Annotated in this window: 23 protein-coding genes; 11 read left to right on the top strand and 12 right to left on the bottom strand. The window is 45.6% G+C overall.

Annotation, left to right across the window (positions count from 1 at the left end; genetic code table 11):
• Positions 1–38: 38 nt before the first annotated feature.
• A complete protein-coding gene (locus QUA57_RS01735) occupies positions 39–563 on the bottom strand; it encodes a hypothetical protein (protein WP_333058954.1) in 525 nt (174 codons plus the stop codon).
• A 246-nt stretch (positions 564–809) separates the two neighbouring features.
• Between QUA57_RS01735 and QUA57_RS01730 the strand changes: the two genes are divergently transcribed.
• On the top strand, positions 810–1,826 hold the full coding sequence (locus tag QUA57_RS01730; protein WP_333058955.1) for a hypothetical protein: 1,017 nt from the start codon (positions 810–812) through the stop codon (positions 1,824–1,826).
• A gap of 203 nt (positions 1,827–2,029) precedes the next feature.
• On the opposite strand, the gene serS is transcribed toward QUA57_RS01730, so the two are convergent.
• The 5 genes from serS to QUA57_RS01705 form a co-directional block, all read right to left on the bottom strand.
• Entirely contained in the window at positions 2,030–3,310 is a 1,281-nt protein-coding gene (gene serS / locus QUA57_RS01725; protein WP_333058957.1) for a serine--tRNA ligase, read from the bottom strand.
• Positions 3,311–3,678: 368 nt separating this feature from the next.
• Entirely contained in the window at positions 3,679–5,313 is a 1,635-nt protein-coding gene (locus QUA57_RS01720) for an iron uptake porin (protein ID WP_333058959.1), read from the bottom strand.
• A gap of 230 nt (positions 5,314–5,543) precedes the next feature.
• On the bottom strand, positions 5,544–6,548 hold the full coding sequence (locus tag QUA57_RS01715) for an ABC transporter permease subunit (protein ID WP_333058961.1): 1,005 nt from the start codon (positions 6,546–6,548) through the stop codon (positions 5,544–5,546).
• Positions 6,545–8,089 (bottom strand): sugar ABC transporter ATP-binding protein, encoded by a 1,545-nt coding sequence (locus tag QUA57_RS01710; RefSeq protein WP_333058962.1) that lies wholly within the window; start codon positions 8,087–8,089, stop codon positions 6,545–6,547. The genes QUA57_RS01715 and QUA57_RS01710 overlap by 4 nt, the downstream gene beginning before the upstream one ends.
• A 175-nt stretch (positions 8,090–8,264) precedes the next feature.
• Complete coding sequence (locus QUA57_RS01705; protein ID WP_333058963.1) at positions 8,265–9,311, bottom strand: ABC transporter substrate-binding protein; 1,047 nt, start codon at positions 9,309–9,311, stop codon at positions 8,265–8,267.
• A 769-nt stretch (positions 9,312–10,080) separates the two neighbouring features.
• On the opposite strand from QUA57_RS01705, the gene QUA57_RS01700 reads away from it, so the two are divergent.
• Positions 10,081–11,247: a glycosyltransferase family 4 protein gene (locus QUA57_RS01700; protein WP_333058964.1), complete on the top strand. Its 1,167-nt coding sequence runs from the start codon at positions 10,081–10,083 to the stop codon at positions 11,245–11,247.
• Positions 11,248–11,353: 106 nt separating this feature from the next.
• Positions 11,354–11,734: a hypothetical protein gene (locus QUA57_RS01695; RefSeq protein WP_190737398.1), complete on the top strand. Its 381-nt coding sequence runs from the start codon at positions 11,354–11,356 to the stop codon at positions 11,732–11,734.
• 159 nt (positions 11,735–11,893) lie between these two features.
• On the opposite strand, the gene QUA57_RS01690 is transcribed toward QUA57_RS01695, so the two are convergent.
• Positions 11,894–12,142, bottom strand: coding sequence for a chlororespiratory reduction protein 7 (locus QUA57_RS01690; RefSeq protein ID WP_333034902.1), 249 nt, complete (start codon positions 12,140–12,142; stop codon positions 11,894–11,896).
• Between the two features lie 286 nt (positions 12,143–12,428).
• Between QUA57_RS01690 and sir the strand changes: the two genes are divergently transcribed.
• The 4 genes from sir (at position 12,429) to QUA57_RS01670 (ending at position 16,743) form a co-directional block, all read left to right on the top strand.
• Positions 12,429–14,420, top strand: a complete 1,992-nt coding sequence (gene sir, locus QUA57_RS01685) for a sulfite reductase, ferredoxin dependent (protein ID WP_333058966.1) — start codon at positions 12,429–12,431, stop codon at positions 14,418–14,420.
• Positions 14,421–14,681: 261 nt separating this feature from the next.
• Positions 14,682–15,449, top strand: coding sequence for a 16S rRNA (uracil(1498)-N(3))-methyltransferase (locus QUA57_RS01680; protein ID WP_333058967.1), 768 nt, complete (start codon positions 14,682–14,684; stop codon positions 15,447–15,449).
• Positions 15,450–15,496: 47 nt separating this feature from the next.
• A complete protein-coding gene (locus tag QUA57_RS01675) occupies positions 15,497–15,937 on the top strand; it encodes a lysozyme inhibitor LprI family protein (protein WP_333058969.1) in 441 nt (146 codons plus the stop codon).
• 53 nt (positions 15,938–15,990) lie between these two features.
• The gene (locus QUA57_RS01670) at positions 15,991–16,743 is read left to right on the top strand and encodes a PPC domain-containing protein (RefSeq protein ID WP_333058971.1); all 753 of its coding nucleotides are present in this window, start codon (positions 15,991–15,993) and stop codon (positions 16,741–16,743) included.
• A gap of 18 nt (positions 16,744–16,761) precedes the next feature.
• Here QUA57_RS01670 and QUA57_RS01665 read toward each other — a convergent pair whose 3' ends face one another.
• Positions 16,762–16,986 carry a YgiT-type zinc finger protein gene (locus QUA57_RS01665; RefSeq protein WP_333058973.1) on the bottom strand — a complete coding sequence of 75 codons (225 nt, stop codon included), beginning with the start codon at positions 16,984–16,986 and terminating at the stop codon, positions 16,762–16,764.
• Positions 16,987–17,068: 82 nt separating this feature from the next.
• Entirely contained in the window at positions 17,069–17,179 is a 111-nt protein-coding gene (locus QUA57_RS01660; protein WP_333058975.1) for a DUF4258 domain-containing protein, read from the bottom strand.
• Positions 17,180–17,407: 228 nt separating this feature from the next.
• Here QUA57_RS01660 and QUA57_RS01655 point away from each other — a divergent pair, with 228 nt between their 5' ends.
• The gene (locus QUA57_RS01655; protein ID WP_333058977.1) at positions 17,408–18,565 is read left to right on the top strand and encodes a tetratricopeptide repeat protein; all 1,158 of its coding nucleotides are present in this window, start codon (positions 17,408–17,410) and stop codon (positions 18,563–18,565) included.
• A 104-nt stretch (positions 18,566–18,669) separates the two neighbouring features.
• Here the strand turns inward: QUA57_RS01655 and QUA57_RS01650 are convergent, their stop codons facing one another.
• Positions 18,670–19,131 (bottom strand): hypothetical protein, encoded by a 462-nt coding sequence (locus QUA57_RS01650; RefSeq protein ID WP_333034888.1) that lies wholly within the window; start codon positions 19,129–19,131, stop codon positions 18,670–18,672.
• A 316-nt stretch (positions 19,132–19,447) separates the two neighbouring features.
• Here QUA57_RS01650 and QUA57_RS01645 point away from each other — a divergent pair, with 316 nt between their 5' ends.
• Positions 19,448–20,065 carry a triacylglycerol lipase gene (locus tag QUA57_RS01645; RefSeq protein ID WP_333058978.1) on the top strand — a complete coding sequence of 206 codons (618 nt, stop codon included), beginning with the start codon at positions 19,448–19,450 and terminating at the stop codon, positions 20,063–20,065.
• A gap of 2 nt (positions 20,066–20,067) precedes the next feature.
• Positions 20,068–20,679 carry an alpha/beta fold hydrolase gene (locus QUA57_RS01640; protein WP_333058979.1) on the top strand — a complete coding sequence of 204 codons (612 nt, stop codon included), beginning with the start codon at positions 20,068–20,070 and terminating at the stop codon, positions 20,677–20,679.
• Between the two features lie 125 nt (positions 20,680–20,804).
• On the opposite strand, the gene QUA57_RS01635 is transcribed toward QUA57_RS01640, so the two are convergent.
• The gene (locus QUA57_RS01635; protein ID WP_333058980.1) at positions 20,805–21,236 is read right to left on the bottom strand and encodes a VOC family protein; all 432 of its coding nucleotides are present in this window, start codon (positions 21,234–21,236) and stop codon (positions 20,805–20,807) included.
• A gap of 11 nt (positions 21,237–21,247) precedes the next feature.
• Between QUA57_RS01635 and QUA57_RS01630 the strand changes: the two genes are divergently transcribed.
• Positions 21,248–22,060, top strand: coding sequence for a TIGR00297 family protein (locus tag QUA57_RS01630; protein WP_333058982.1), 813 nt, complete (start codon positions 21,248–21,250; stop codon positions 22,058–22,060).
• A gap of 175 nt (positions 22,061–22,235) precedes the next feature.
• On the opposite strand, the gene hetR is transcribed toward QUA57_RS01630, so the two are convergent.
• Positions 22,236–23,141, bottom strand: a complete 906-nt coding sequence (hetR, locus tag QUA57_RS01625; RefSeq protein WP_333034952.1) for a heterocyst differentiation master regulator HetR — start codon at positions 23,139–23,141, stop codon at positions 22,236–22,238.
• Positions 23,142–23,848: the final 707 nt, after the last annotated feature.

Raw genomic sequence — 23,848 nt, 5'->3', positions numbered from 1 at the left:
ATGCACGCTAACTTACTCTCCATTTTTGGAAACAATACCTAATTTACCAGGGTTTGAGCCTTAACTGAACCGTATTGGTTTTTAAACAGGCGCGAGGGAAATTCGGAAGCGACGGCAATGGCGGTTTGTTTTTTGCCGAGTTCGATTTGAGAGGCGGCGTAATTTAAAGCACTAACTCCGGCACAGCAAACTCCTTGAGTTGACACTATTTCTAGGGGAGATAATTCGGAAAGTTCCCCGTGTACTGTGCTGGCAAATCCCGGTACTAATAAGTCTGGTAAAGTGGTAGCGCAGGCCAATAAGTCGATCGCCCCCGGTTCCAGATTTGACTGAGAAATCGCGTCACGGACGGCAAACGCTGCCATTTGGCTGTTAGAATATAGTGTTTGCTGCTGTTTGTCGATCGCGTAGTAGCGCTGTTGAATGCCGTTGCTGTTGAGAATTCGCTGCCTGACTCTTGAAGGGCGCGAGGCAATTTTGCCGAGATACTCTTCCATCTCATCGTTATTAATCGGTTCTCCCGGCAAAAACTTTCCCATCCGATTGATATAAGCACTGTACATGGCGTACACCTCTAAAGTTGCTAATTTACTCGGGTTCGTTCGTTTGTTAAATCAAGCCAGAAAATATCTAAAATTGATAATGCTTTGTGAAGCAGTGAACTTGCAAGGAGCAAGCAGCTATCTTGTAGAGTCGCCGGAAATCAGGCAAGTTGAGCAACAGCGGCAACAAGTAATCTGAAGCGGGGTGAAGTTTATTGTAATTGAGCCAATATGTAACTAGAGTTCCTTCGCAGCTTCCCGACTGAAATGGATATTGCAAAACTAGATACTTGGTATTCTCCTTCTCAACGCCGCACGGCTGTTTCGCTGTTGATGAAACGAGTAGGCGTAACTCGCACTAGGGCTGAATGCTTTATCAGGCTTTGGGTGTACTTATCGGTGAAACAGCTTCAGGAAAGCCAGCCCCGTCTCAAACCACCGCTGGCGAAACTGGAAGTGCCAGCAACAGAAGTGCAGTGCACTCACCGGGAAGCCGCCGAACTATTTTACTGCGATTCCGATCGCGGGAGCGATCGCGCCGCCGGAATGATGTTAGATAAATTAGCAGCACTCGGATTAATCGCAAAACACTTTGATGGTAACGCTACGGCAATTCAAATTCAACCTGTTTCAGAAATTTTAGAGGCCGCCGAACCTCAAAAGCCTGTACAACTCCAATTAGATAATTTTGACCCCCGGTGCGACGCGATTCCGGTTGCCAATTTATTAGCCACCAATTACAACTGGATGAACCGAAACACTAACGCAGTTCCCCACAAAATTGCTAAAATACTCCGGTTTTTTGCCAGTCAATACTCAAAGGGAATGCGAGTTTTGCGCCGCTCAGATAATCTCAATCCCGTCGGATTTTACTTACTTTATCCCACAGCTAGCGAATCTGAAGTAAATTTTTTTAATGCTGCTAGTAAAGGGCTTCATTTAAGTTCTATTTCCGATATAGATCCTTTCAAAATGGCGCTACCAGGAGATCTAAATTGCCAGTCAGTATTTGTCCGCAGTTGGATGATCGATCCGCAGTATTTGTCAGAATACCGCATTGCTTTTCTCGAAGACGCACAAAAAGTTTTAGGCGAAATGCAAACAGATTTTCCCAATCTTTGCGACTTGTACACCCTGATGATTCACCCCATGTACGAAAAACTGTGCCTGGCCTTGGGATTTCAGAAGACTAGCAGTGATAGTCAGTTATCTGTTTATTGGATGTATCTAGCATTGGATAGATTTTTAGCCCTGGACATTAAGGAAGCATTGCTCAAACTGTAATAAATATCTGGTAAATAGCCAGCCAAGGGCAGGCAGGATGCCTACACCACAAGAGTTTTACTCGTTACTCGTTACCAGGCTCTGCCTGGTAACGGAGATCCACAGGCTCTGCCTCGAATTTTCGCAAGCAAGCGAGGCAGAGCCTCTGTACATCGGTTCCCAGGCAGAGCCTGGGCAAGCAGTTAATCGCCGAATCATCTTGTTTATAAAACTTCCCGTCCCAAATAGGGTTGTAAGGCTTCCGGCACTTTTACAGTTCCGTCTGGCTGCTGGTAATTCTCCAAAATTGCCGCCATTGTGCGGCCCACAGCTAAACCGGAACCGTTGAGGGCGTGAACGAATTGAGTGCCTTTTTTACCCGCTTCTTTAAAGCGAATATTTGCCCGCCGCGCCTGAAAATCTGCGACGTTGGAACAACTGGAAATCTCGCGGTATTTGCCCGCAGATGGTAGCCACACCTCTAAATCGTAGGTTTTTGCCGCCGCGAAACCTAAGTCGCCGGTACACAGTGCGATCGCCCGATAAGGCAATTTCAGCGCCTGCAAAACTCCCTCGGCATCCTGCACTAACTTTTCGTGCTCTGCCTCGGAGGTACTCGGATGCACGAGTTTTACCAATTCAACTTTATTAAATTGATGCAATCGAATTAATCCCCTCGTATCTTTGCCGTAACTGCCAGCTTCGCGCCGAAAACAAGGAGTATAAGAACAGTGATAAATTGGCAACTGTTCTGCTGTCAAAATTTCACCTCTGTACAAATTGACCACCGGAACTTCGGAAGTAGGAATCAGCCACAAATCGTCTTGGTCGCACTTGAAACTTTCTTCAGCAAATTTGGGCAGTTGACCCGTAGCAGTGAGGGATTCGGTGTTAACTAAAAATGGGGGAATTACTTCTACATAACCGGCTTTTGTGTGGCGATCGAGCATGAATTGAATAATCGCTCTTTCCAGGGCTGCCCCGGCTCCCATTAAGCTGACAAAGCGGGGCTGAGCGATTTTTACTGCCCGTTCAAAGTTAATGATTCCTAATTTTTCGCCGATTTCCCAGTGCGGTAAAATACCGGGATTTTGGGGTATGTATTCGTCTCCCCAGCGCCGGATTTCGACGTTTTCCTCTTCATTTTTGCCGATCGGCGTTGACGGGCTCGGCAAGTTTGGCAGCGGTAGCAATAAAGCTTCTATTTGAGCTTTTAGGTCTTTTTCCTGTGCTTGCAGTTGGTTCGATTCGGTGCCGACTGCGTTGCCTTCTGCTTGCAGTTCCTGAACTTCGGGAGATTCGAGGGTTAAACCCGATTTTCTTTTTTGACCGATGAGTTTGGCAATTTCGTTGCTGCGGGCTTGCAGTTGCGATCGCTTGCCTTCCAACTCCCGCTGCTGTTTGTCTAATTGCAAAATCGGCTCGATTTCATAGTTACCTCCGCGCAGGTTGAGGCTTTCTTGCACGGCTTGCGGGTTTTCTCGGATTAATTTGAGGTCTAGCACAGATTTATTCTAAATCTTAAATTTTAGATCGGCTGGGACAGAACGAGATGATATAGCAGCTTTGTTAATCATTGGCATATTGAATCATAATTTATTCTGACTCAAAATTTTCGTTGGGTGTCACCCATGAAGGGTGACACCCCACAAATGTATGTTATAGTTGCAAATATTAGTAGATGCACCCTGATAATTTTCTACCCCAGCCAGCGATGGTAGGGGTTTTTTGTTGTGTGGCATGGAATTGAAGCCCTGGATGCACTATCAGTCTAAAAAACCCGGTTTCTCGCGATTATCGTCTCAAATGAGGCAATTACGTCAAGAAACTGGGTTTTTGCGTCCTGGACTAGGTTACTAAAATATCTTTCCGCTTAAAAGTTAAAGCCAGTGCGAAGCAACCAAACCCATTGAGTGTCGTTGCGGCTGTCATTCTCAGGATTAACAACGGCCCAAACACCAGGGGTGATGGAAATGTTGTCGTTGACCTGAAAGCGATAGAAAGCTTCAATGTGATAGGAAGTATCTCGCTCGCGGCGCACATTACTGCTCGTCACGCGACCTGGCAAACCCACCAAAATCCCGGGTAGGTTGCCTTCACCTCCCACATCTGGGAAACTTATCCCGATCGCTGCATACACAATATCGGCGCGATCGCCGCCGTCAACATTTAGCAAAACCACGCCACCTCTACCATCAGAAACGCTGCTAACACCGGAATTTTCTGCATTGGCGCGAGTATAAACGCCCCAACCGTGAACTTGCAACCGGGGAGCAAGGCGGTAGAATCCCTGTACGCCTACAGAATCACTAGATGTAGCAATATTGTCCCCAAACGGTCGCGCAGCCAGAAAACTGCCCGTACCGCCTGTAAGGTCGGCTTTACCGCTTGGCGCAAAGGTACGAGAATAGGCTACGCCAATTGCTCCGCGATCGCCTCGGTAGGCAAGCTGAACCAGAGCGTTGTACGAACCGTTGAATAAACCGTTACTTTGCTGCGAGAGATTGGGATTTCCGCCTACATAGCCCACAGTCAGGGTGAGGTTTTTGACGATCGTCCAGTTGACAGCAGCACCGCCACCTCCCCGGCGGTAGAGGGGATTGTATTGTCCGAACTTCGAGGGAATTCCCTCACTGTCGCTGGCGATCGTGGGAGGAGTCAGCAAATCCGTAATATCGGGATACCCAACACCTGTCGGGCCGACGGTCAGCGCCAGATTAGAGGTCAGCGGCGTTACATACAATACGTGAGGGACGGTGATTGTGTTATCGACATTGCCATCAAAGTTCAAGGCCGTCATATTTGTACCCGTCTCATCGGCAATGCTCCTGCCCAAGTTGCCGAATTCCAAACGGGTTCTCAGCATATCGCGACCGGTGAAGCTGGTTTCAAAATTTAATCGCCCCCGGTTGGCAACAATAGTGTTGGTGCGATCGCGCGAATCCCCAACACTGTTACCCGAGGTATCTGTTACCACCACGATAATTTCCGCATTCAGCTTCGTAGTAGTCGAGAACTGATTCGCTTCTAGTTCTGCTGTGCGTGCATCGAGAGCATCGACTCGACCCCGCAACACCGATAATTCTGTTGCAAATTCTGCTTGCAGCTTTTGGACGATCGCTAAATCTTCCCGAGTAATCAGGTTGGTTGTTCCTGCGGCAATTAGTTCGCTGACTCGATCGAGACAGCTATTCAATCCTGCTGCAAATTCGTACCGCGTCAGCGCGCGGTTTCCTCTGTAGGTGCCGTCGGGATAACCGGCAATACAGCCGTAGCGTTCTACGAGAGATTGCAGCGCCTGAAACGCCCAGTCAGTTGGTTTTACATCAGAGAGTTGAGAGACAGAATTCACCTGCCCGAAGGGGTTTTCTGCCAAGGTATTTAACGGTTCAGGAGCAACTAATCTATCAATTGGTGCAGCACAACTTGGGGATGATGTTAGTAGAAATACCGCAGGTGAACCCAGGATAAAAGCAGTAATCAGGTGATAAAAATGCGGGATTTGCATAGGAAAAAACTCCACATAAAAACCGATATTGCATCATTCTCAAGAACGGGCAAGATGCCCGTTCCACAAAAAAATTCACTCTTTGTGGAACGGGCATCTTGCCCGTTCCTAAACAAGTAATTGAGAAAGGTGCAATATCTCAGTTACATCCGTTAAATTCGTTACAAAATCCTTTGCCGAACTTCCTTCTTCCTTTTCCCCCTTGGGGGGGCAGGGGGGGTTGGCTTCCCCTACGCTGCGCTTGAACCGGTGCGAACTTTGTCAATTGTCACTGCGATAATTATCACCAGACCTTTGACAACTAACTGCCAGAAGAAAGACACGTTCATGAGAGTTAGTCCATTGTTGAGCAGGGCAATAATTAAAGCCCCCAGCAAAGTACCCCAAATAGTGCCAATTCCACCTGTGAAACTGGTTCCTCCCAAAATTACAGCAGCGATCGCGTCTAATTCGTAGCCTTGCCCCAACATCCCCGTCGCACTGTAGAGGCGCGAGGCGCTCATAATTCCACCTAAACCAGAAAGCAACCCACTCACGCCATAGACAAATAGCAGCACCCGACTCACCTTAATACCTGTCAATCGTGCTGCCCGGATGTTACCTCCCACGGCATAAATATGCCTCCCTAGAACAGTCCGTCGCAAGACAAACCAACTCGCTAAAACTGCGAGAAAAGCGATAATAACTAACCAGGGAATTGGCCCGACATAATTGTTGCCTACCCAAGCAAAATTCAAATTTCTATTGATAACTGTAGTGCCGTTAGCTACTAAATAAGCAACTCCCCGCAAAGCTGTGTAAGAACCCAGGGTGACGATGAACGGAGGCAAACCTAAATAGGCAATTAGCGAGCCGTTAAGTAATCCTAAAAATACTCCGGCTATTAACGCAGCAGGTACGGCAAACCAACCCAGACCTGGAACTAAGGAAACCAGCACCCCGACAACTGCCGTCACGCCCAAAATTGAGCCGACTGAAAGGTCAATCCCGCCCGTCAAAATCACAAAAGTCATGCCGGTAGCTAGGACAATATTGATCGATGCTTGCCGGATGACATTGATCAAATTTCCTACTGAAAGAAAGTTGGGCGTTACCAGGGAAAAAATGATACAGATGCCAATCAAAATCGGCAGGATGCCGGCCACTTGGATAAAATTTCTCCAAGCTTGAGCTTTACTGGCTTTTTGGCGCTCGCTCCCTGAACTTCTGCTGGTTTTTGTTTGCGTTTGACTCATGATTTTACTACCTCTTTTGCACCAGTGGCATAAGCCATAATGTTTTCTTGCGTAATCTTTTCCCCAGTCGATCCGCCTACTTCACCGACAAGGCTTCCTGCTCGCATCACTAAGACGCGATCGCTCATTCCCACAATTTCCGGCAGTTCGCTGGAAATCATTAAAATACCTACACCCTTGGCTGCCAAATCGCTAATAATTCGATAAATTTCGCTTTTGGCGCCAATGTCCACACCCCGCGTCGGTTCATCTAGCAAAAGCACCTTTGGGTTGATAGCCAACCAACGCGCTAACAGCAACTTCTGCTGGTTCCCCCCAGAAAGATCCATTGCCCTGATGCTCGGACTTGCAAGGCGAATCTGCAAATTATTAATAGCATCATTGACAATTTTTAACAGAAAATTTGAGTTAATAATGCCAGCTTTTGCTTCTCTATCGAGGACATTCATGGTGATATTTTCACCCGAACTTGCCTCCAAAAATAGTCCGAGAGCCTTGCGATCTTCGGGCACGTAAGCAATTCCGGCGGCCATTGCTTCATTGGGTGTTGAGACATTGAGAGGATGATTTTCGAGTTTTATTTCACCGCTTGTCTTTCGATCTGCCCCAAAAATTAGGCGGGCAAGTTCTGTTCTGCCGGCGCCAACTAAACCAGCTAAACCCAGAATTTCGCCCGCATGAAGTTGAAAAGTGGCAGGCTTTACTTTGCGGCCGTCGCTTAAATTTGTTACCTCAAGAACAACAGCACCTAGTGTTATTTGATGCTTGTTTTCGTACAAATCCTGTAAAGAACGACCCACCATCATTTCCACCAGGCGATTGGCAGAAATTTCGTGCTTTTCAAGAGAGCCAATATATCCGCCATCACGGATCACGCTCACGCGATCGGCAAGGGCATAAATCTCTTCCATCCGGTGGCTGATATAAATAATAGCAATGCCCTCATTCCGCAAACGGCGAACCACTTCAAAAAGCTTATCTGTTTCGCGATCTGAAAGTGCCGCTGTCGGCTCGTCCATCACTAAAATTCGGCTTTTATCTTTGAGTGCCCTAGCTATTTCCACTTGCTGCTGTTCGGCAATTGAAAGTGTGGAAACCAGGTCTCCAGCATCAAAACTTGCGTCGAGGTTTGTTAATACCTCAGCGGCCCTACGTCGCATTTCATCTTGGTCTAGAAATGTACCTCCTTTCTTCAGCTCGCTGCCCATAAAAATGTTTTCAGCAACTGTCAGATTGGGGGCGAGATTGAGTTCTTGATAAATAATCGCTATCCCTAAATTTCTGGCTTGACCGGGGTCTGTCATCTTAACAGCTTGACCGTCAATTTTGATTTCGCCTGCATCAGCTATGTAGGCTCCCGCCAGAATTTTCATCAGCGTACTTTTGCCCGCACCGTTTTCCCCCATGAGGGCGTGGACTTCGCCTGGGTAAACGGTGATATTTACATCGTGCAAGGCTGTAAAACCATGAAAGGTTTTTGTAATACCTTGCATTTCGAGGACGGGCTGAGTTTTAATTGAATTTTGAGTGCTATTTACCATCGCAACTACCGTAATTTTAGGCGAATTACAATTCGAGGTTTGCTAAATCAATTTGGGGAATTAATTGCAGGTATATCTGTAGGGTACGCGTTGCCCACTTTACTCCTGTCAATAGCAGAATGACTACCAAAAAGAAGTAATTTCACAAACCAGTCGGTTGCCAGTAAGTCCTGGTTTATTCACTTGTCCAGCCTTTATGTTGATTGACGTTTTCGCGAGTAATCAGCGCGACTGGAATCAGAATGTTTGGATTGGCTGGCTTTTTTCCTTTCAGAATGTCGTTCCCGACTTCAACGGCTTTGGCTGCCATGCGAAATGGATCTTGAGCTGCTGTAGCCACAAATAAACTGTTGTTCTGCTTGAGCGCATCTAAAGCTTCAGGTGCACCATCGACTCCCACAATAAAGAACTCGCTCCTTTGTGCTTGCTTGGCTGCTAATTCTGCACCAATGGCACAGGGGTCATTAATTGCAAAAACAGCATCAATTTTTGGGAAGGAAGTAAGCAAATCGCTCATCACTCTTAACCCGCCATCGCGACTACCTTCTGCGTTCTGATCTTTGGAAAGAACTTTGAGATCGGGATATTTGGAGAGCACACTCTGGCAACCCTGAACTCGCTCGACCACTGAAGCGACGGGAGGCCCGTTGATAATCACAACGCTGCCTTTTCCTTTCAAGCGATCGGCTATATATTGACAACTTACTTCGCCAGCTTGCACGTTATTTGAAGTAACTGTGGCATCAACGCCTCCCTCGGCGGCGGTATCAACTGCAATTATCGGAATTCCGGCTTGCTTGGCTTTTTCGACAGCCGGGGCAATGCCTTTGGTGTCAGCAGCATTGAGTACAATCATGCTGACATTAGAGGCAATAAAGTTTTCGATTTGATTAAATTGCTGATTTAAATCGTCGCCGCTGGAAACGAGAGTTGTCCTCACATTTGCACCGCCGATTTTCTTGGCTGCGGCCTCAGCGCCCTTGCCAACTTGTACGAAGAATGGATTGCCGAGGTCACGGACTGCTACAGCAACTGATGAAAGTTCGGAGTTGCTTTTTTGCGTGCTGTTTTGAGCGTTCCGGGAAGCTGCTGTGCAACTTGCCAGAGTGCTGCTGAGTAGACTAAAAAGACTGAGTGCGATCGTTACTCGTTTCACCTCAAACTCCAATGAAGGCTCATTTGGAGAGAGTCGCTCGTAAATATGACGTTGCCAACCTAACATTAGCTTTGTTAGGTTTAAGCTCGAATACCTAATGTTTTAGGTGAGCGGCTTTTCTTTGTACATGATTGTACGAGATCGTGTTTATTTTCTGCTCGTAAAACTTTCTCACTCGGCTCGCTCGACTACTTTTGTAAACCGAAAAGATATGAATAGTCAAACTATCTCCTCGATGCCAAAATAATCAACGATATTGTTTTTTTTAATGCTTTATGAGCATTAAATTTTTTGCAAGTCGTGACAAAATTTTAGGAGAATATTTTCGACAAAATCTTTCAGAAAGGGCTTTTAAAACCTGGCCGAGTCATATTAAATTTAACTCTCTATCTTCCTGATGATAACAATTAAAAACTGCCTCTATATCTATCTTTGGATAGACAATACTTTTACCAAAGACTAAAGAGGCGAGACCCTCGATAAGTACCCCTTGGCTAATCTTCAGTCTGCTCAGACGCGCTGCGTCAACTCAATAAATCTTAAATTTTGGTTGGGGTAGGATATTGTAAAAAATCATTAAGTTTACAGTCAATTACGGTAGACTATAGTAAACTGAAAGCCAAGCCTCGCACTCACCGATGCAGCCTGTTAAAAAGCCCTAGTAAAAAAGCAGATAGTCGCTCAAAACCAACGGTGAAAGTAGGCGAGTCAAATATTTGCCTGTAAAACCTGCAACTACAGTCATCTTGACCTGGTTTAAAAGCTCTGGATAATGGCGACGATCGCCCTTTTTTGCAAAGTCATTACTATACAGGAATAATTGTCTGCGCTGTTAATGGGTAAATCAGAAATGCGATCGACAAATTACGTGTTCTGTTTCCTAGAAATATTTGCCAGCGAAGGCGGCATTCAATCCTACGTTCAAGACATTCTCAAAGCTTACCTGTCAATAACCGCAGGGTCAAACTCGCCCCCACAAGCTGAAGTTTTGCTGTTGCGAGATTCCCCAGACTGCAACAATCCTTACGAGTCAAAAAATCTGAAATTTTATTACATCCAAACCGAGAATCCCTGGTTTGGTCGTCTTAAATTTGCTACAATATTACTAACTCGATTGCTGCAAAAACGACCGAAACGGGTTTTTTGCGGTCATATCAAACTCGCACCGCTGATTCAAACTTTATGCCTGCCACTGGGAATTCCCTACACAATTTTAACTTATGGCAAGGAAGTGTGGGAACCGCTTCCGCCCAAATATCAAACAGCAATGAGACAAGCTGACAGTATTTGGACTATTAGCAGGTACACGCGCGATCGAACTTGCGAAATTAACCAATTAAATCCTGAAAATTTCCACATAGTGCCTTGTACTGTAGATGAAAATATATTTACGACTGGGCCGAAGCCACAGGATTTATTAGAGCAGTACAATTTGGTTGGTGCTAAAATATTGATGACTGTAGCCAGATTGCGATCGACGGATATTTACAAAGGCGTCGATGTCACAATTCAAGCTTTGCCACAAATAGCCAAAACTTTTCCGAATGTGAAATACTTAGTTATTGGCAGAGGAGACGATCGACCTAGATTAGCCAAACTCGCTGAAGATTTGGGAATTGCCGAAAGAGTAATATTTGCGGGTTTTGTACCGACAGAAAATTTAGCAGAACATTACCAGTTGGCCGATGCTTATGTAATGCCCTCCCAGGAAGGCTTCGGTATAGTTTATTTGGAAGCGCTGGCTTGCGGAGTACCTGTACTGGCGGGGGACGCGGACGGGTCAGCCGATCCGCTGCAAGATGGTAAACTGGGGTGGCGAGTTCCTCACCGAGATTCAGCAGCAGTAGCGCTTGCTTGTGTGGAAATGCTGCGAGGAGAGGATAAAAGGTGCGATCGCCACTGGTTGAGAGAACAAACTCTGGCGATATTTAGTTTTGAATCCCTTTGTCAATCCTTACAAGGAATTTTTCAACCCTCTGGCTCAGATAAACTTATGCCGTAGAGAGCGGTTTATGGGTGTACAATGGGAAAATTAACTCGATCGACCGCCTGAATTTCTGAGTAGGATAGAGTTATGCCTACCTGCAAAGACACCAAAGGAGACCACAGTGAACCAAGGCACCCCCAAAATATCTTTCAAGCTACCCCGTATTAGCAATTGGTTGATACTGCTGGGCATCGCGTATTTGTTGGTGTCTATTGGTTTGGGGTGGATAGTTAAATCAGTGTTGATTTTAGTAGCTTTTTTATTGTTGACGCCTGTGGTCGCATTTTTCGCGCTTCAGTGGTGGCTGAAACGCAATTTAATTGAGGACAATTGTCCCGTTTGTCAATACGAATTTACAGCTTTAAATCAAACTCAGTTTCAGTGTGCCAACTGTGGCGAACCTCTGAAAATAGAGGAAGGTCATTTTAGTCGCTTGACACCGCCCGGTACGATCGATGTTACCGCCGTTGAAGTATCATCGGTTCAACAGTTAGAAGATTAATTAGAAAGAATAGGGCATTGGGCATTGGGCGTTGGGCATTAGGCATTAGTTGGTTGTTATTGGTTATTTGTTACTTGTTACTTGTTATTTTTTATTTGTTACTTGTTACTTGTTGGTTCTAATAACCAATGCCCAATGCGCGATGCCCTATTTCCAAAATTACTTTTCCAAGCGCACAGCATACCACTGTAAAAATTTTCCAGCCCCGACATCTAATTCACAATAAGTATCAATCAAATACTTGGCTTGAGCTTCCACGCCCGATATTTTATCAACGTCCTGCGGCAAATCTTCGTGTTCCTCTGTTAACACGGCTTTCAGCTTTTCTAACAGTTCCGCCGCAGTCAAAAACTGCTCTGACTGGTTTGTTTCTAATACCACAAAGGTGTCTTCGTCATACAGTGACATAGTTTCAATGGTTGAGGTTAATTATTTCTAAAGTTTCGTACACTTAAGCGATCGAAAGTATAAACTCTTAATTACAATTTTTCAGCCCCGGGTCGATCGTGTTACAATTAAGCACCATCAGAATTCCTAGCGGATTACCGTTATTAACTTAGTTGTTAACCGAGTTGTCAACAGATCCGACACAGCATTTCTGAGGAGATTTGTCAAGTGCAAATTTGTCAAGTGTCAAATTGTCAAGAAATATTCGATCGGCTGTATCTAATTATAACTGGCACTATACATTCCCATGATCACATCTTCCACTTCAACCCCTGTTGCGCGCAAACCATCTAAATCAGAAGGTCTTAAAGAACGCAGCAACTATTTACGAGAACCCGTTGCGACTGAACTGTTACAAGAAACTACCCACTTCACCGAAGACGGGATTCAGATTCTCAAATTTCACGGCTCGTACCAGCAAGACAACCGCGACAATCGAGTTAAAGGACAAGAAAAAGACTATCAGTTCATGCTCCGCACCCGCAATCCCGGCGGGTTCACTCCGCCGCAATTATACTTAGCCTTAGACAAGCTATCTGAAGAATACGGCAACCACACGATCCGCGTTACAACGCGCCAAGGTTTCCAACTGCACGGGGTGTTGAAAAAAAATCTTAAAGCAGTGTTTTCCTCAATTATTAAAAATATGGGGTCAACCTTGGGAGCTTGCGGCGACTTGAACCGCAACGTCATGGCACCGCCTGCACCCTACAAAAATCGCCCAGAATACAAGTATGCACTGGAATACGCCAACAAGGTCGCCGATTTGCTAACGCCGCAAACCGGTGCTTATTACGAAATTTGGTTGGATGGCGAAAAAGCTGTTTCGGCTGAGGAAGACCCCGCAGTCAAGGCCGCGAGACAGAAAAACGGCAACGGCACAATCTTTAGCGACGACAAAGAAGAACCGATTTACGGCAGCCATTATATGCCGCGCAAGTTCAAGTGTTCCGTCACCGTGCCGGGAGACAATTCAATTGACTTGTACTCTCAGGATTTGAGCTTGGTGGTAATTACCAATGAAGCTGGCGAATTGCAAGGTTTTGACGTGTTTGCTGGCGGCGGTTTGGGCCGTACTCACAATAAAGAAGAAACTTTTGCGCGGGTTGCTGACGAGATTTGCTATGTTGCCAAGGATGATGTTTACGATTTGGTCAAGGCAATTGTAGCAACCCAAAGAGATTACGGAGATCGCACAGACAGACGGCACGCGCGGCTGAAGTACCTGATTAACGACAAAGGTGTACAGTGGTTCCGCGAAAAAGTAGCCGAATATTTTGGCAAGCCGCTAGAAGCCTTTAAACCGCTGCCTGAATGGAAGTATTTTGATTTCTTGGGCTGGCACGAACAAGGAGACGGCAAGCTGTTTGTCGGCATTTCTGTGGATAATGGCCGGATCAAGGATGAAGGGTCGTTTCAGCTAAAAACAGCTTTGCGGGAAATTGTGCAGAAGTACAACTTGCCGATACTGGCGACGCCGCACCAAAACGTGCTGATTTACGATGTTTCGCCGGATATCAAACAGGAAATTCAGGGAATACTCGATCGATGCGGCATTCAGCGGGAAACTGCGATCGACCCCTTGGTGCGCTATGGGATGGCGTGTCCAGCAATGCCGACTTGCGGGTTAGCGATTACCGAATCTGAGCGCGTGATGCCGAGCATTTTAGAGCGGATTCGCGCACTTTTGACCAAAGTTGGCTTGGCAGACGAGCATTTGGTGGTGCGGATGACTGGTTGCCCAAATGGATGCGCCCGTCCTTATATGGCAGAATTGGGGTTTGTCGGGAGTTCCCCGGAATCCTACCAGATTTGGCTGGGCGGTTCTCCCGACCAAACGCGGCTGGCAAAACCCATTGAGGAAAAGCTGCACGTCAAGGATTTTGAAGCTTTTCTGGAGCCGATTTTTGTTTATTTCAAGCAAAAACGGCAACTGAACGAGAGTTTTGGCAATTTTTGCGATCGCGTCGGGTTAGAATCTATCCGTCAATTTGTAACCAACTACCAATCTGCTGACTCGATGACAACTGAGATTAATGAATTAGAAGTTACGTCTAGTAACGACGATGCAAATGAGACTGCCACTGCTGGCGGTGGTAAAGTCCGCCGTCGAATTAGCGTCCGCGATGAAATTTACAACGAGCTCAAGGAAGAAGCAGCCCGTCAGGGCAAGCCAATCACGCAGCTAGCTACAGAAGCGATTTCCACTTATTTAAAAAAGATTAAGGAGGAAGGATAAGCCGATTTTCGATTTTCGCTTTGTGATTTTCGATTGTATTCAATAGACTTCTGGCAAAAGTAATATAAAGGCAGAGCATTTGCAGAAAAAAACTTGAATTTGTAAAATAATTCCGGTTGTAGATGCTTTGCCTTTATTGTTTTTTGAACAGTTGAAACCCCGCCTGCCTATCTCCTCTCATTCTCTCTTCCTCTGCGTTCTCTGCGTTCTCTGCGGTTAAATAAAAAAATCTCTAATAGAAAACGAACAATCCCAAATTCAATGCCTCAATTACAAAGATTAGCAATTACTGCCGCTCAAATTTGCGAGAGCCAAATCGACTTAACTAGAGAACAGCAACATTATTTAAATCGAGTGCTACGTTTGCAAGCGGGCGATCGATTTATTGCGATGGACGGACGGGGACATTGGTGGTTAGCAGTCCTAGAAGTACGGGAAACCGGGTTATTTGCCTCCATAACAGAGGAGATTGCTGTGAACAGGGAGCTACCCATGGAAGTGACTTTGATGGCGGCATTGCCCAAAGGAAACGGCTTTGACGAGGTTGTGAGACAAGCGACGGAGTTGGGTGTGGCAAGTATTGTGCCGGTAACGAGCGATCGAACTTTGCTCAAACCAAGCGATCAAAAAGTTGAGCGGTGGAGAAGAATTGCTGCGGAGGCGGCGGAACAGTCGGAACGTCAAATTGTGCCGACGATTTTAGAGCCTATTTCGTTTGAATTTGCTGTGAAAGATTGCGGTCAAAAATATCGATTTATTTGTGTGGCTCGCGGGGACAATCGCCATTTGTGGGATTGTTTAGCCGCTTTGGCTCCCCCCCAGTCCCCCTTAATAAGGGGGGAGCAAGATGGGGGAGAATTATCGATTGTCATAGCTATTGGCCCGGAGGGTGGATGGACTGAGGGTGAGGTGGAAAGGGCGATCGAATTTGGTTTTGAAGCTGTTTCTTTGGGGAGTAGAATTTTAAGAGCGGTGACAGCTCCGATTGTGGCTTTATCTTTAGTGGGTGCGGCATTTGAGAAGTGCTAATATCAACAAATAACAAAGAATTCATCAGATAGGTGGGTTGACGGGCAATGAAAATAGAGTTGAGGAAAGGTCGATCGCTCTTTTGGTCGATTCCCTACGGGATAGCTTCGCTTCACGCGCTTTTGGCAATTTTCGGTACAACATCAGTTTCTGCACAATCTCCGATTTTTCCCATTGCTCAACCGATTAATTGCGATCGCCCGCAAGGAGATGCACAAGTCAGAACTTGTATTCGGTTGAATTACGAAGCCTCGGATAAACGACTAAACGAGGTTTACAAACAACTAATTTCCCAATTGAGTGGCGAAGAGCGATCGCTACTTTCCGAAGCACAATTAGGGTGGATTAAGTTAAGAGATAAAACCTGTGAATTTGAAGTTTATAAAAATCGGGGCGGTACGGGTTATGGAGGTTTCCTCAGTGAATGTTTGGATCGCATGACTAAACAGCGCACTGCGGAATTAGAAAACTATTTAAAACAAAGATAAAATAGTAAGTACACCGTACAACACCTGACAATAATAAAGATAAACAAGTATTTATGAAAAGCCGATCGCCCTTCACCCTCACCCTCACCATCATCTCAGCAATTGTAACCACCATCGTCCCAGCAGTTTTCGCCCAGCGACAGCCATCAGCCAACGAAATATACATCGATAAAAATTGCCAGCGCAATCAGCAACTACCGCAACTTGAAAGATTCACTATTTTTAGCAGAAACGAATTTACAACTAACGGTCAAAACTACTGGTTCTACGCCGCCCGCTATCTAGACGGAGCCGTGCTTTTCTGTACCTCAAAACCCAACTTCCACCAACCTAAACCTCTAACTGCAAAACAAATACAATCCCAATTTATTGACAAAATACTCCGAGATCCCAACAACAAAACAGCCTTTGTTATCGCAGTCAGAGAAGGAAATGGACCCGAGACACCCGTGACAAATTACGGCTTAGAATTGAGCAATGTCGATCGACCAAAACTCACCTCCCTTTCCATCCTACAGCAGCGGGGAACCCTCCAAGACGGCGAACCCAGTGAACACACATTTCAAGGACGGGCCGGTCAATCTATTACGATCGACCTCAAAAGCAGAGCATTCGACCACAACATAGCACTGTTGGACACCAGCGGCAAAAATATTGCCCAAACACCAGGCAACTCCCAGAATCTCCGAGAGTCTCAAATCATCGTAAAATTACCTAGTAACGGCACTTATAAAATAGTTGTTAAAGGAGGCGATCGCACAAGCAAAGGTACTTACACATTAAGCATAAATTCCAATCAGCTTTAACTCAATTTAAACCAAGCGCTAAGCAAACTCAAAAACAGGTGTTTCCATCACCCTAATAGGTTTTCTATCTTCCCAAATCATCTTCGGCAAACGTTCCACCGTTTCAGGTGAAAAAAAACGCTCTCCCGTTTCCACACACGCTCTAGCAGGAAGATTTTCAATGATAATAAACTTACCATTGATTTCCCGGGTATAACTTACTTTTTCTTCCACCATTGTTTCTTGCCAAAAATCATTGTTCATTTTGATTGTTCTTTAACTTAAAATAAATCAAAATTTTCGTATTTGGTTCGTATAAAGTAATGCTTTTTACCAAAGGAGGAGATCAATAACTGCACTGAACGTGCAAAGGTCTATTGGCAATGGTCAAACCGAAAATCAAACAGCTTGGGCTATATTTGTCATCGGGATACTCTTCGATAACTTCACCAGCCATTATTGCTTCCCGGAGTTATTGCACCCTGATACGGCGAAGTATGCTTTGGTTTACGGCGTGTTGTGAAAGCTCAAAATCATTTTTGACAATTTTGACACGTATTTTTTTAATGATTGTCATAGTTTCATATCGTATCTATAAGTTAACACAAAAGCAAAAATTGTTAACCAGTGGCGGAACCAACCACACATCAGCCAATATAGAAACAACGCCATTTCCGCAACCGCCATGACAGACATCAACCAAATAGCCGCCGCCCTAGAGGGTAAAGACTACAAACAAGCTGCCCAACTCATCAAACAACTACAAAAAGAATCTCCCGAAAATCCGTGGGTACAATACTATATTGCCCGCTACTACGAACTCACCAACAATCTCGAAAAAGCCCAAACAAGCTACAAACAAATACTCCGCGACATCACCAACCCCAAAATCCTCTCCCAGACCCGCCAAGCTATTCAACGGATTGAAACCGCCCAACAAAACCTCCGCCAACAGGCCATAGAAACCGCCAAAAACGACCCCAGTAACCTCGAACCCGGACTCCTCATCCTCGAACCCGTGAGTCCCGAAAACAAAGCCACAGCCGTACAAAATATCAGCAGAATCTTTAAAATCGACGCCTACACAACCCGGATGCAAATCCAAAGCCGCGGCTGGAGACTCTACAAAACTGGCCCCATCGCCGAACTCCGAATTTACGGTCAAGAACTCCTCAACGCCGGCATTCCCGTATTTTGGGCAAGCCTAAGCGATATTCAAAAAATCCAACTCTTCCGAGTGCAACACTTCCAGTCTCTTTCTTCCCCAGCCGTTGTTTGCAAAGATAAACTCGATCGACTCGGTGCGATCGAATTTAGCTGGTCAGAAGTTACCCAAAGAGTAGAAGGCCTGTTGCCGATGTTCATCGAAGTCATGGACTACTCCCCCAACCGAAGAAAGGAGCAATTTCGCCACAGAGAAATCAGGCAAGATTACGCTCAAATCTGTGACTTGCACATTCCCAGCAGAAACTGCATTCTGCGAATTTGCGACCAAAGTTACGAATTTCAACAAGGAGTTGACTTCACCAAAGCTTCAGCCCAAATCCCCACTTCACCGAATCATAAAAACAAAACATCGAGAGTCAAAAACTCTCAACAAATTCCTCAAAGTACCACCAGAATTAACTGGAATCACTTATTGGAAATATTCGATCGCCAGATTGACGTTACAGTTTGGTCAGAATTTACGCCCTTTGCCGAGACAGTGCTCGATTACACTAATATGTTGAGCAAGATCGAATCTCATATAGAAGTCGAGCGCAAATCCGAAACTCCTTGGGACTCAGCTTTTCAGCTATACAGCGGATTAGCTTTCCTCAGAAACCAAGAAAATAGGGAATAGAACAAATAGTTAAAATTAAAAATGAGGAATCCCATTTTTAATTTGTTAACGTCAGCATTGGGAATTATCCAATGCCCAATTCCCTATTATCAATTCCCAATTTCCTACTTCGTTTTCACCTGACGAGCCATTTCCCGGAAATTGTTCATGCTGGGGCCAGGGCCACGACGAGTTGCATTTGATGTCGGCATTAAATTATTAGGAGCAAAAGTCCGATTCGGTTCAGCTTGACTCGGCACTTTGCCGTTAGTTGCTGCAACTGCAGGTACTTTTGCGGGTTCCGCAGTATTAGCAGGAACGCTAGCAACTGGTTCCTTTTCTTTCTGAGACTTTTTCTCTACCTTAGCCTTTTTAGCTGGTTCAGACTTCTCAGACTTAACAGACTTTTCAGACTCAACTTTTGCCGGTGCGATCGCAACAGGCTCAGCCTTCGCAGGGGCAACTTTTGCTGGTTCCTTTGCTCCCGATTCGCCCAAATCTAGGAAATATTCAGACTTTTTCAAGCCCAACAGTCTGCCGAAAAAGCCGAAAATACCGCCGAAGAAATTTTTGATAAAACCAAACATTAGACTTACTCCTTTTGTTCTTTTAGAGAAATTTGTACAAGCTTGTCAACAAAGTTAGATTACGAGGTAAGGCAACTTTAGTCTACATTTCTTAATCAAAATTTACATTTTGCTGTATCTAAGCTAGCTCATCAAAGCAACTTTTAGGTATAAATACCAGGCTGCTTTGCACTTATTTACAAGTATCTCAGAATTTTTTACCGATTCCCACTAATTGCCGATCGTACCTCGATCCGATTCCATAGCTGTCCTAGTACGGGTAAAACTCCCTAGGGGAGTGATTTATGCTGTAATCACCAAGCAATTTTCTTTTCAAATGAACAGTTCGCTCGATCGCAATCCCGTCATCCTCATACACGGCATCTGGGACACAAAGATTATTTTCAGCAAAATGTCCGCCCGCCTCACCCAACTTGGATGGTCAGTCCACAGCCTCAACCTCACCCCCAACGACGGCAGCCTCAGCCTCGACTTACTGGCCAAGCAACTCGCAGACTACATCTCTGAAACCTTCGACCCAGAACAGCCTTTAGACATAGTAGGCTACAGCATGGGCGGCATCGTCAGTCGCTACTACGTCCAGCGACTCGGAGGAATCAACCGAGTACAGCGTTTCATCACCCTATCTTCCCCTCACCACGGCACCCTCACCGCCTATTCCCTACGCCTACCAGGATACCTGGATATGCGCCCCGATAGTGGCTTGCTGCGCGATTTAAATCAAGATGTGACAATGCTCAAACGCATAAACTTTACATCAATGTGGACGCCATTTGACATAATGATTGTACCGGCCAACAGCTCCCAAATGCCAGTAGGTAAAGAAGTTAAAGTGAACGTTTTGCTGCACCGCCAAATGGTGACCGAACCCCTAAGTATTAACGCAATAGTTGAAGAACTCAAAGCACCTATTGAAAATAAAATTCCCACTTAAAAATGAATAGCAATTTCAGCCCCAACCCAGTCTTGCTGATTCACGGAATCTTCAGAAAATCGGGAATTTTTCACAAAATGTCTGCCTACCTGACCCAACTGGGATGGTCAGTCTACACCCTCAATCTCTCACCCCATTGGGGCAACGCCAGCATAGATGAATTAGCCCAACAAATAGCAGATTATATAGACAAAACCTTTGCGCCAGAGCAGCATCTAGATATAGTAGGATTGAGCATGGGCGGTTTAGTAACTCGCTACTACCTGCAAAGGTTAGGCGGCATTAACCGAGTGCAGCGCTTTATTGCCATATCTTCTCCTCACAGCGGTACTTGGATGGCTTACACTCTCTGGGGAAAAGGCTGCATCCAAATGCGTCCTGGCAGTGCTTTTCTGGAAGATTTAAATCGAGATGCTGCCTTGTTGGAAAAGCTCAATTTTACTTCGATTTGGACAGATTGGGATTTCATCATCGTACCCGCTTCTAGTTCCCAAATATCTGCTGCCAAAGAAGTAAAATTGTCTGTTTTCGCCCATGCCATGATGGCGAGGCATTCCAGCAGTTTAAAAGCTGTGGCTGAAGCACTTTCCGAACCATTGAAAGTTCATGATTAACCGTTTGATTCATTCTTGTATAATGTCAAATTTTGTAGGGGCAGGTTTCACCTACAGTAATTGCCTAAAACCAACAATTTCCTAAACCCGCCCCCACAGGCGGCAAATCGCTACCGGACTAAATATCAAACAGCATCGCCAACTTCAGCGTATTCGCTGCGACCAAAAATTGCTTCAGCTTCACAATAATACTTGAACTCAAGTATATTGTGGAAAGGGTCTTCTAAGAAAAAAGTACGGTGTTCTGTAGGCAAACCGACAAATCGCCGTCTCGGTTCTTGATAGAAATTTAACTTGTTTTGCTGGGCTTTTTCTAGCAACGCTTCCCAGTCAGCTTCGGAAGTAAAAATTAACCCAAAATGCCGGGGATAAATGCCTCGCTGAGGCGTCAAAGGTTCGCGGCTGACGTGGGCGACTATTTGATGACCACACAGACCCATAATCGCAGAATTAGGCGATTCGCGACCTAGTTCGCAGCCGAGCCCGTCTACATAGAACGCTTTTGTTTGGGCAATATCGGTCACGGGGAAGGCAAGATGAAATAAGACTTGGCTCATGGAGGTACTAAATGCAGAATTCAGAATTGTTCTTTAATTATTTATCTTGGTCTAATCCTTGGTTGATGGCGATCGCCCTAAATACAGTTTTACTCGCGATCGCCACCATTGCTCCTAAAAAATTGCTCACTCCCGCTGGTCAATTTCACGGCTGGGTATTGGGCGTGCTTATTTGGGGCTGTTTGGGATGGCAAGGCTATGCTGTGGTGATGTTTTACTTTCTTGTCGGATCGGGAGTTACCCGCATAGGCAAAGCCCAAAAAGAAGCAGAAGGCATAGCCGAAAAGCGTTCAGGCGCCCGAGGCCCAGAAAATGTCTGGGGTTCGGCTTTAACCGCGACTCTTTGTGCTGTGGGAGTTTTGGCATTATCTATTTTAGGAGATACAGGCCAGATGGCTGTGTCACAAGATGCTATTTCCCTGTTATTGCTGGGTTACGCGGCGAGTTTTTGCACCAAACTTTCCGATACCTGCGCCAGCGAAATCGGCAAAGCTTACGGCAAGCGGACTTTTTTGATTACCAGCTTGCAGGCTGTACCTAGGGGTACGGAAGGGGCCGTAAGTTTGGAAGGAACAATCGCGGGTATTTTCGGCTCTATTCTGATTGCGCTTTTGAGTTGGGCCGTCGGTTTAATTGACTTGACAGGAATTGTTTTTTGTATTATTGCAGCTTTTATTGCCACGAACATCGAGAGCGTCATTGGGGCGACGGTGCAATCAAAGTTTGAGTGGCTCACGAACGAGGTGGTAAATTTTTTTAATACATTCATAGGAGCGATCGCAGCGATTATTTTAGCGGCGACCTGGAGAGCTTTTTTAGTTTAGTTAATCCTGGACGCATTCTCGACCCAATCAACCTGGTTTGTTACGATAATTCAAACGATTAACGCAGTATTTTTGGGAAAAAAGCCGGTGGCGCCGTCCAGGGCTATTAGCTATTAATCATTAGTCATTAGTCTCAAGCAATCAACTCATGACTAATGATTAATAGTTAATCAAACTAAGCGTCGTCTTGCGGCCCAAAAACCATTTGTAAAATCATCGTCGGTTCGCCCCGCTTGTGATAGCGATCGGCCCAATTGCGAATAATTTCATCTAATTCTTCAAGGGCTTGGTCGAGGCGTTCCGGCGGAATATCCAAAGTCTCCATAATTCGCATCACCTTCGGTTGTTTTTCCGCCCAATCCTTCATCAGCCGGAAATATCTAGCCGTATCCTCAACCATAGTAAATGTCCGCTCTTCCTGCTCTGCGGGAGAGTAAGTAGCGCGGGTGAGGGCATAAAACGGCATTCCCCAAGGAGAATCAATGCGAGTTACTGTCCCAGAATAGATCAAGCGCCGCTTAATGTGTTCTGCTAGAGCTTCGCTCAAAGGCATTCGCCTTTCTGGAGACATATCTTCTTGCGATCGCCTGTGCAGAAACTCGATCAACTCCATAAACTGAAAAGAATTGATCAGTTGAGCGTCTGGCGGATTCGGAGGAATCTTGCCTTCGAGATATTTTTTTTCATCTACAGTCAAATTGTTTCCCGGAATGCGAGGGCGTCCCGGCATCCAACCATACTGTTCCAGCCAGACATAAGGAAACTGAATCAAATATCTAGGTTCTTGGGAACCCAACATTTTCAGCAATTTTCCCTGAGTCAGAGCTTCCCGGACTTCTTCAACAATCACCTTCACCCGTTTAGGCTCAATGTGATGCAAGTGCCCGGTCATCCGCAGGTTGTTATCCTGCTCCATATAAGTCATATAAATGGCACACTTAGCCGCCGTTGCGGCCGCGTCTAGAAACGCCCCGTGCCTGTGCCCACTGGTTCTCATGGCGCTAAACGCCAGATATAGCATGATCTGATCCATTGCACTAGGGCTGAGGCTTTTGACCAGATCCAAAGAGTCATTTTTCATCACTATCCCCGAAATAGCCAAATTAGGAGGCATTTTGTCATCCTCCATTAAATTATTGCGAGAGCGCCGAATCAAGCATAGCCGACTGTCGCCGGAAAGCTTGCCAGCTACCCTAATATTCAGGTTAGTTAATTTCCCTGAGGTAACAGGGGCAGGGGCTTAAAGGCTATCCACACCGCATAAGTGGTTCTTATTGGTGGCCAATTTAAGTAGATTGCTGCACCCTCTGCGCTGACAGTTTACCTATATATAAGTTAGTTATCGCAAGTTAATTATAGTGCAGCGGTTGAAAATTAAACCCTACCTGTGGGGGGGAGAACGTAAATAACTGTTGCGCTCCCAGGAATTTGAGGCGACTCCGAGCCCCTAATTCTTGAAGAGTCATGGATGCCGAAACCCGGTTTGATCAACTAAAATAAGGCTGTTGCATAATTGCGGGAAGATTTTGATGGTTTTGTGGGATGGGATCTCGTAGCCCGTCCGCTGTATTTTCACAGCAGGCCGGACACCCCACAAAAATCCTCGTCAAATTGTGCAAGACCAAAATAAGGCGTGGAGGGCGGGGGATATCGGTTGAAAAACCCAGATTATCCCAGGCCTGTGGGTAATTCCTGTTTAATTGAAGCGTTTTCAATACAAAACCGCCACATACTAGAATCTATCTCTAGGTAGATGGCGGTTCCCCGTTTATATGCTAACATTTTTTA

It is taken from the genome of Microcoleus sp. Pol7_B2 (genome assembly GCF_036701035.1).
In the GTDB taxonomy this organism is placed as follows: domain Bacteria; phylum Cyanobacteriota; class Cyanobacteriia; order Cyanobacteriales; family Microcoleaceae; genus Microcoleus.
This window is presented reverse-complemented; position numbering and strand designations above follow the sequence as displayed.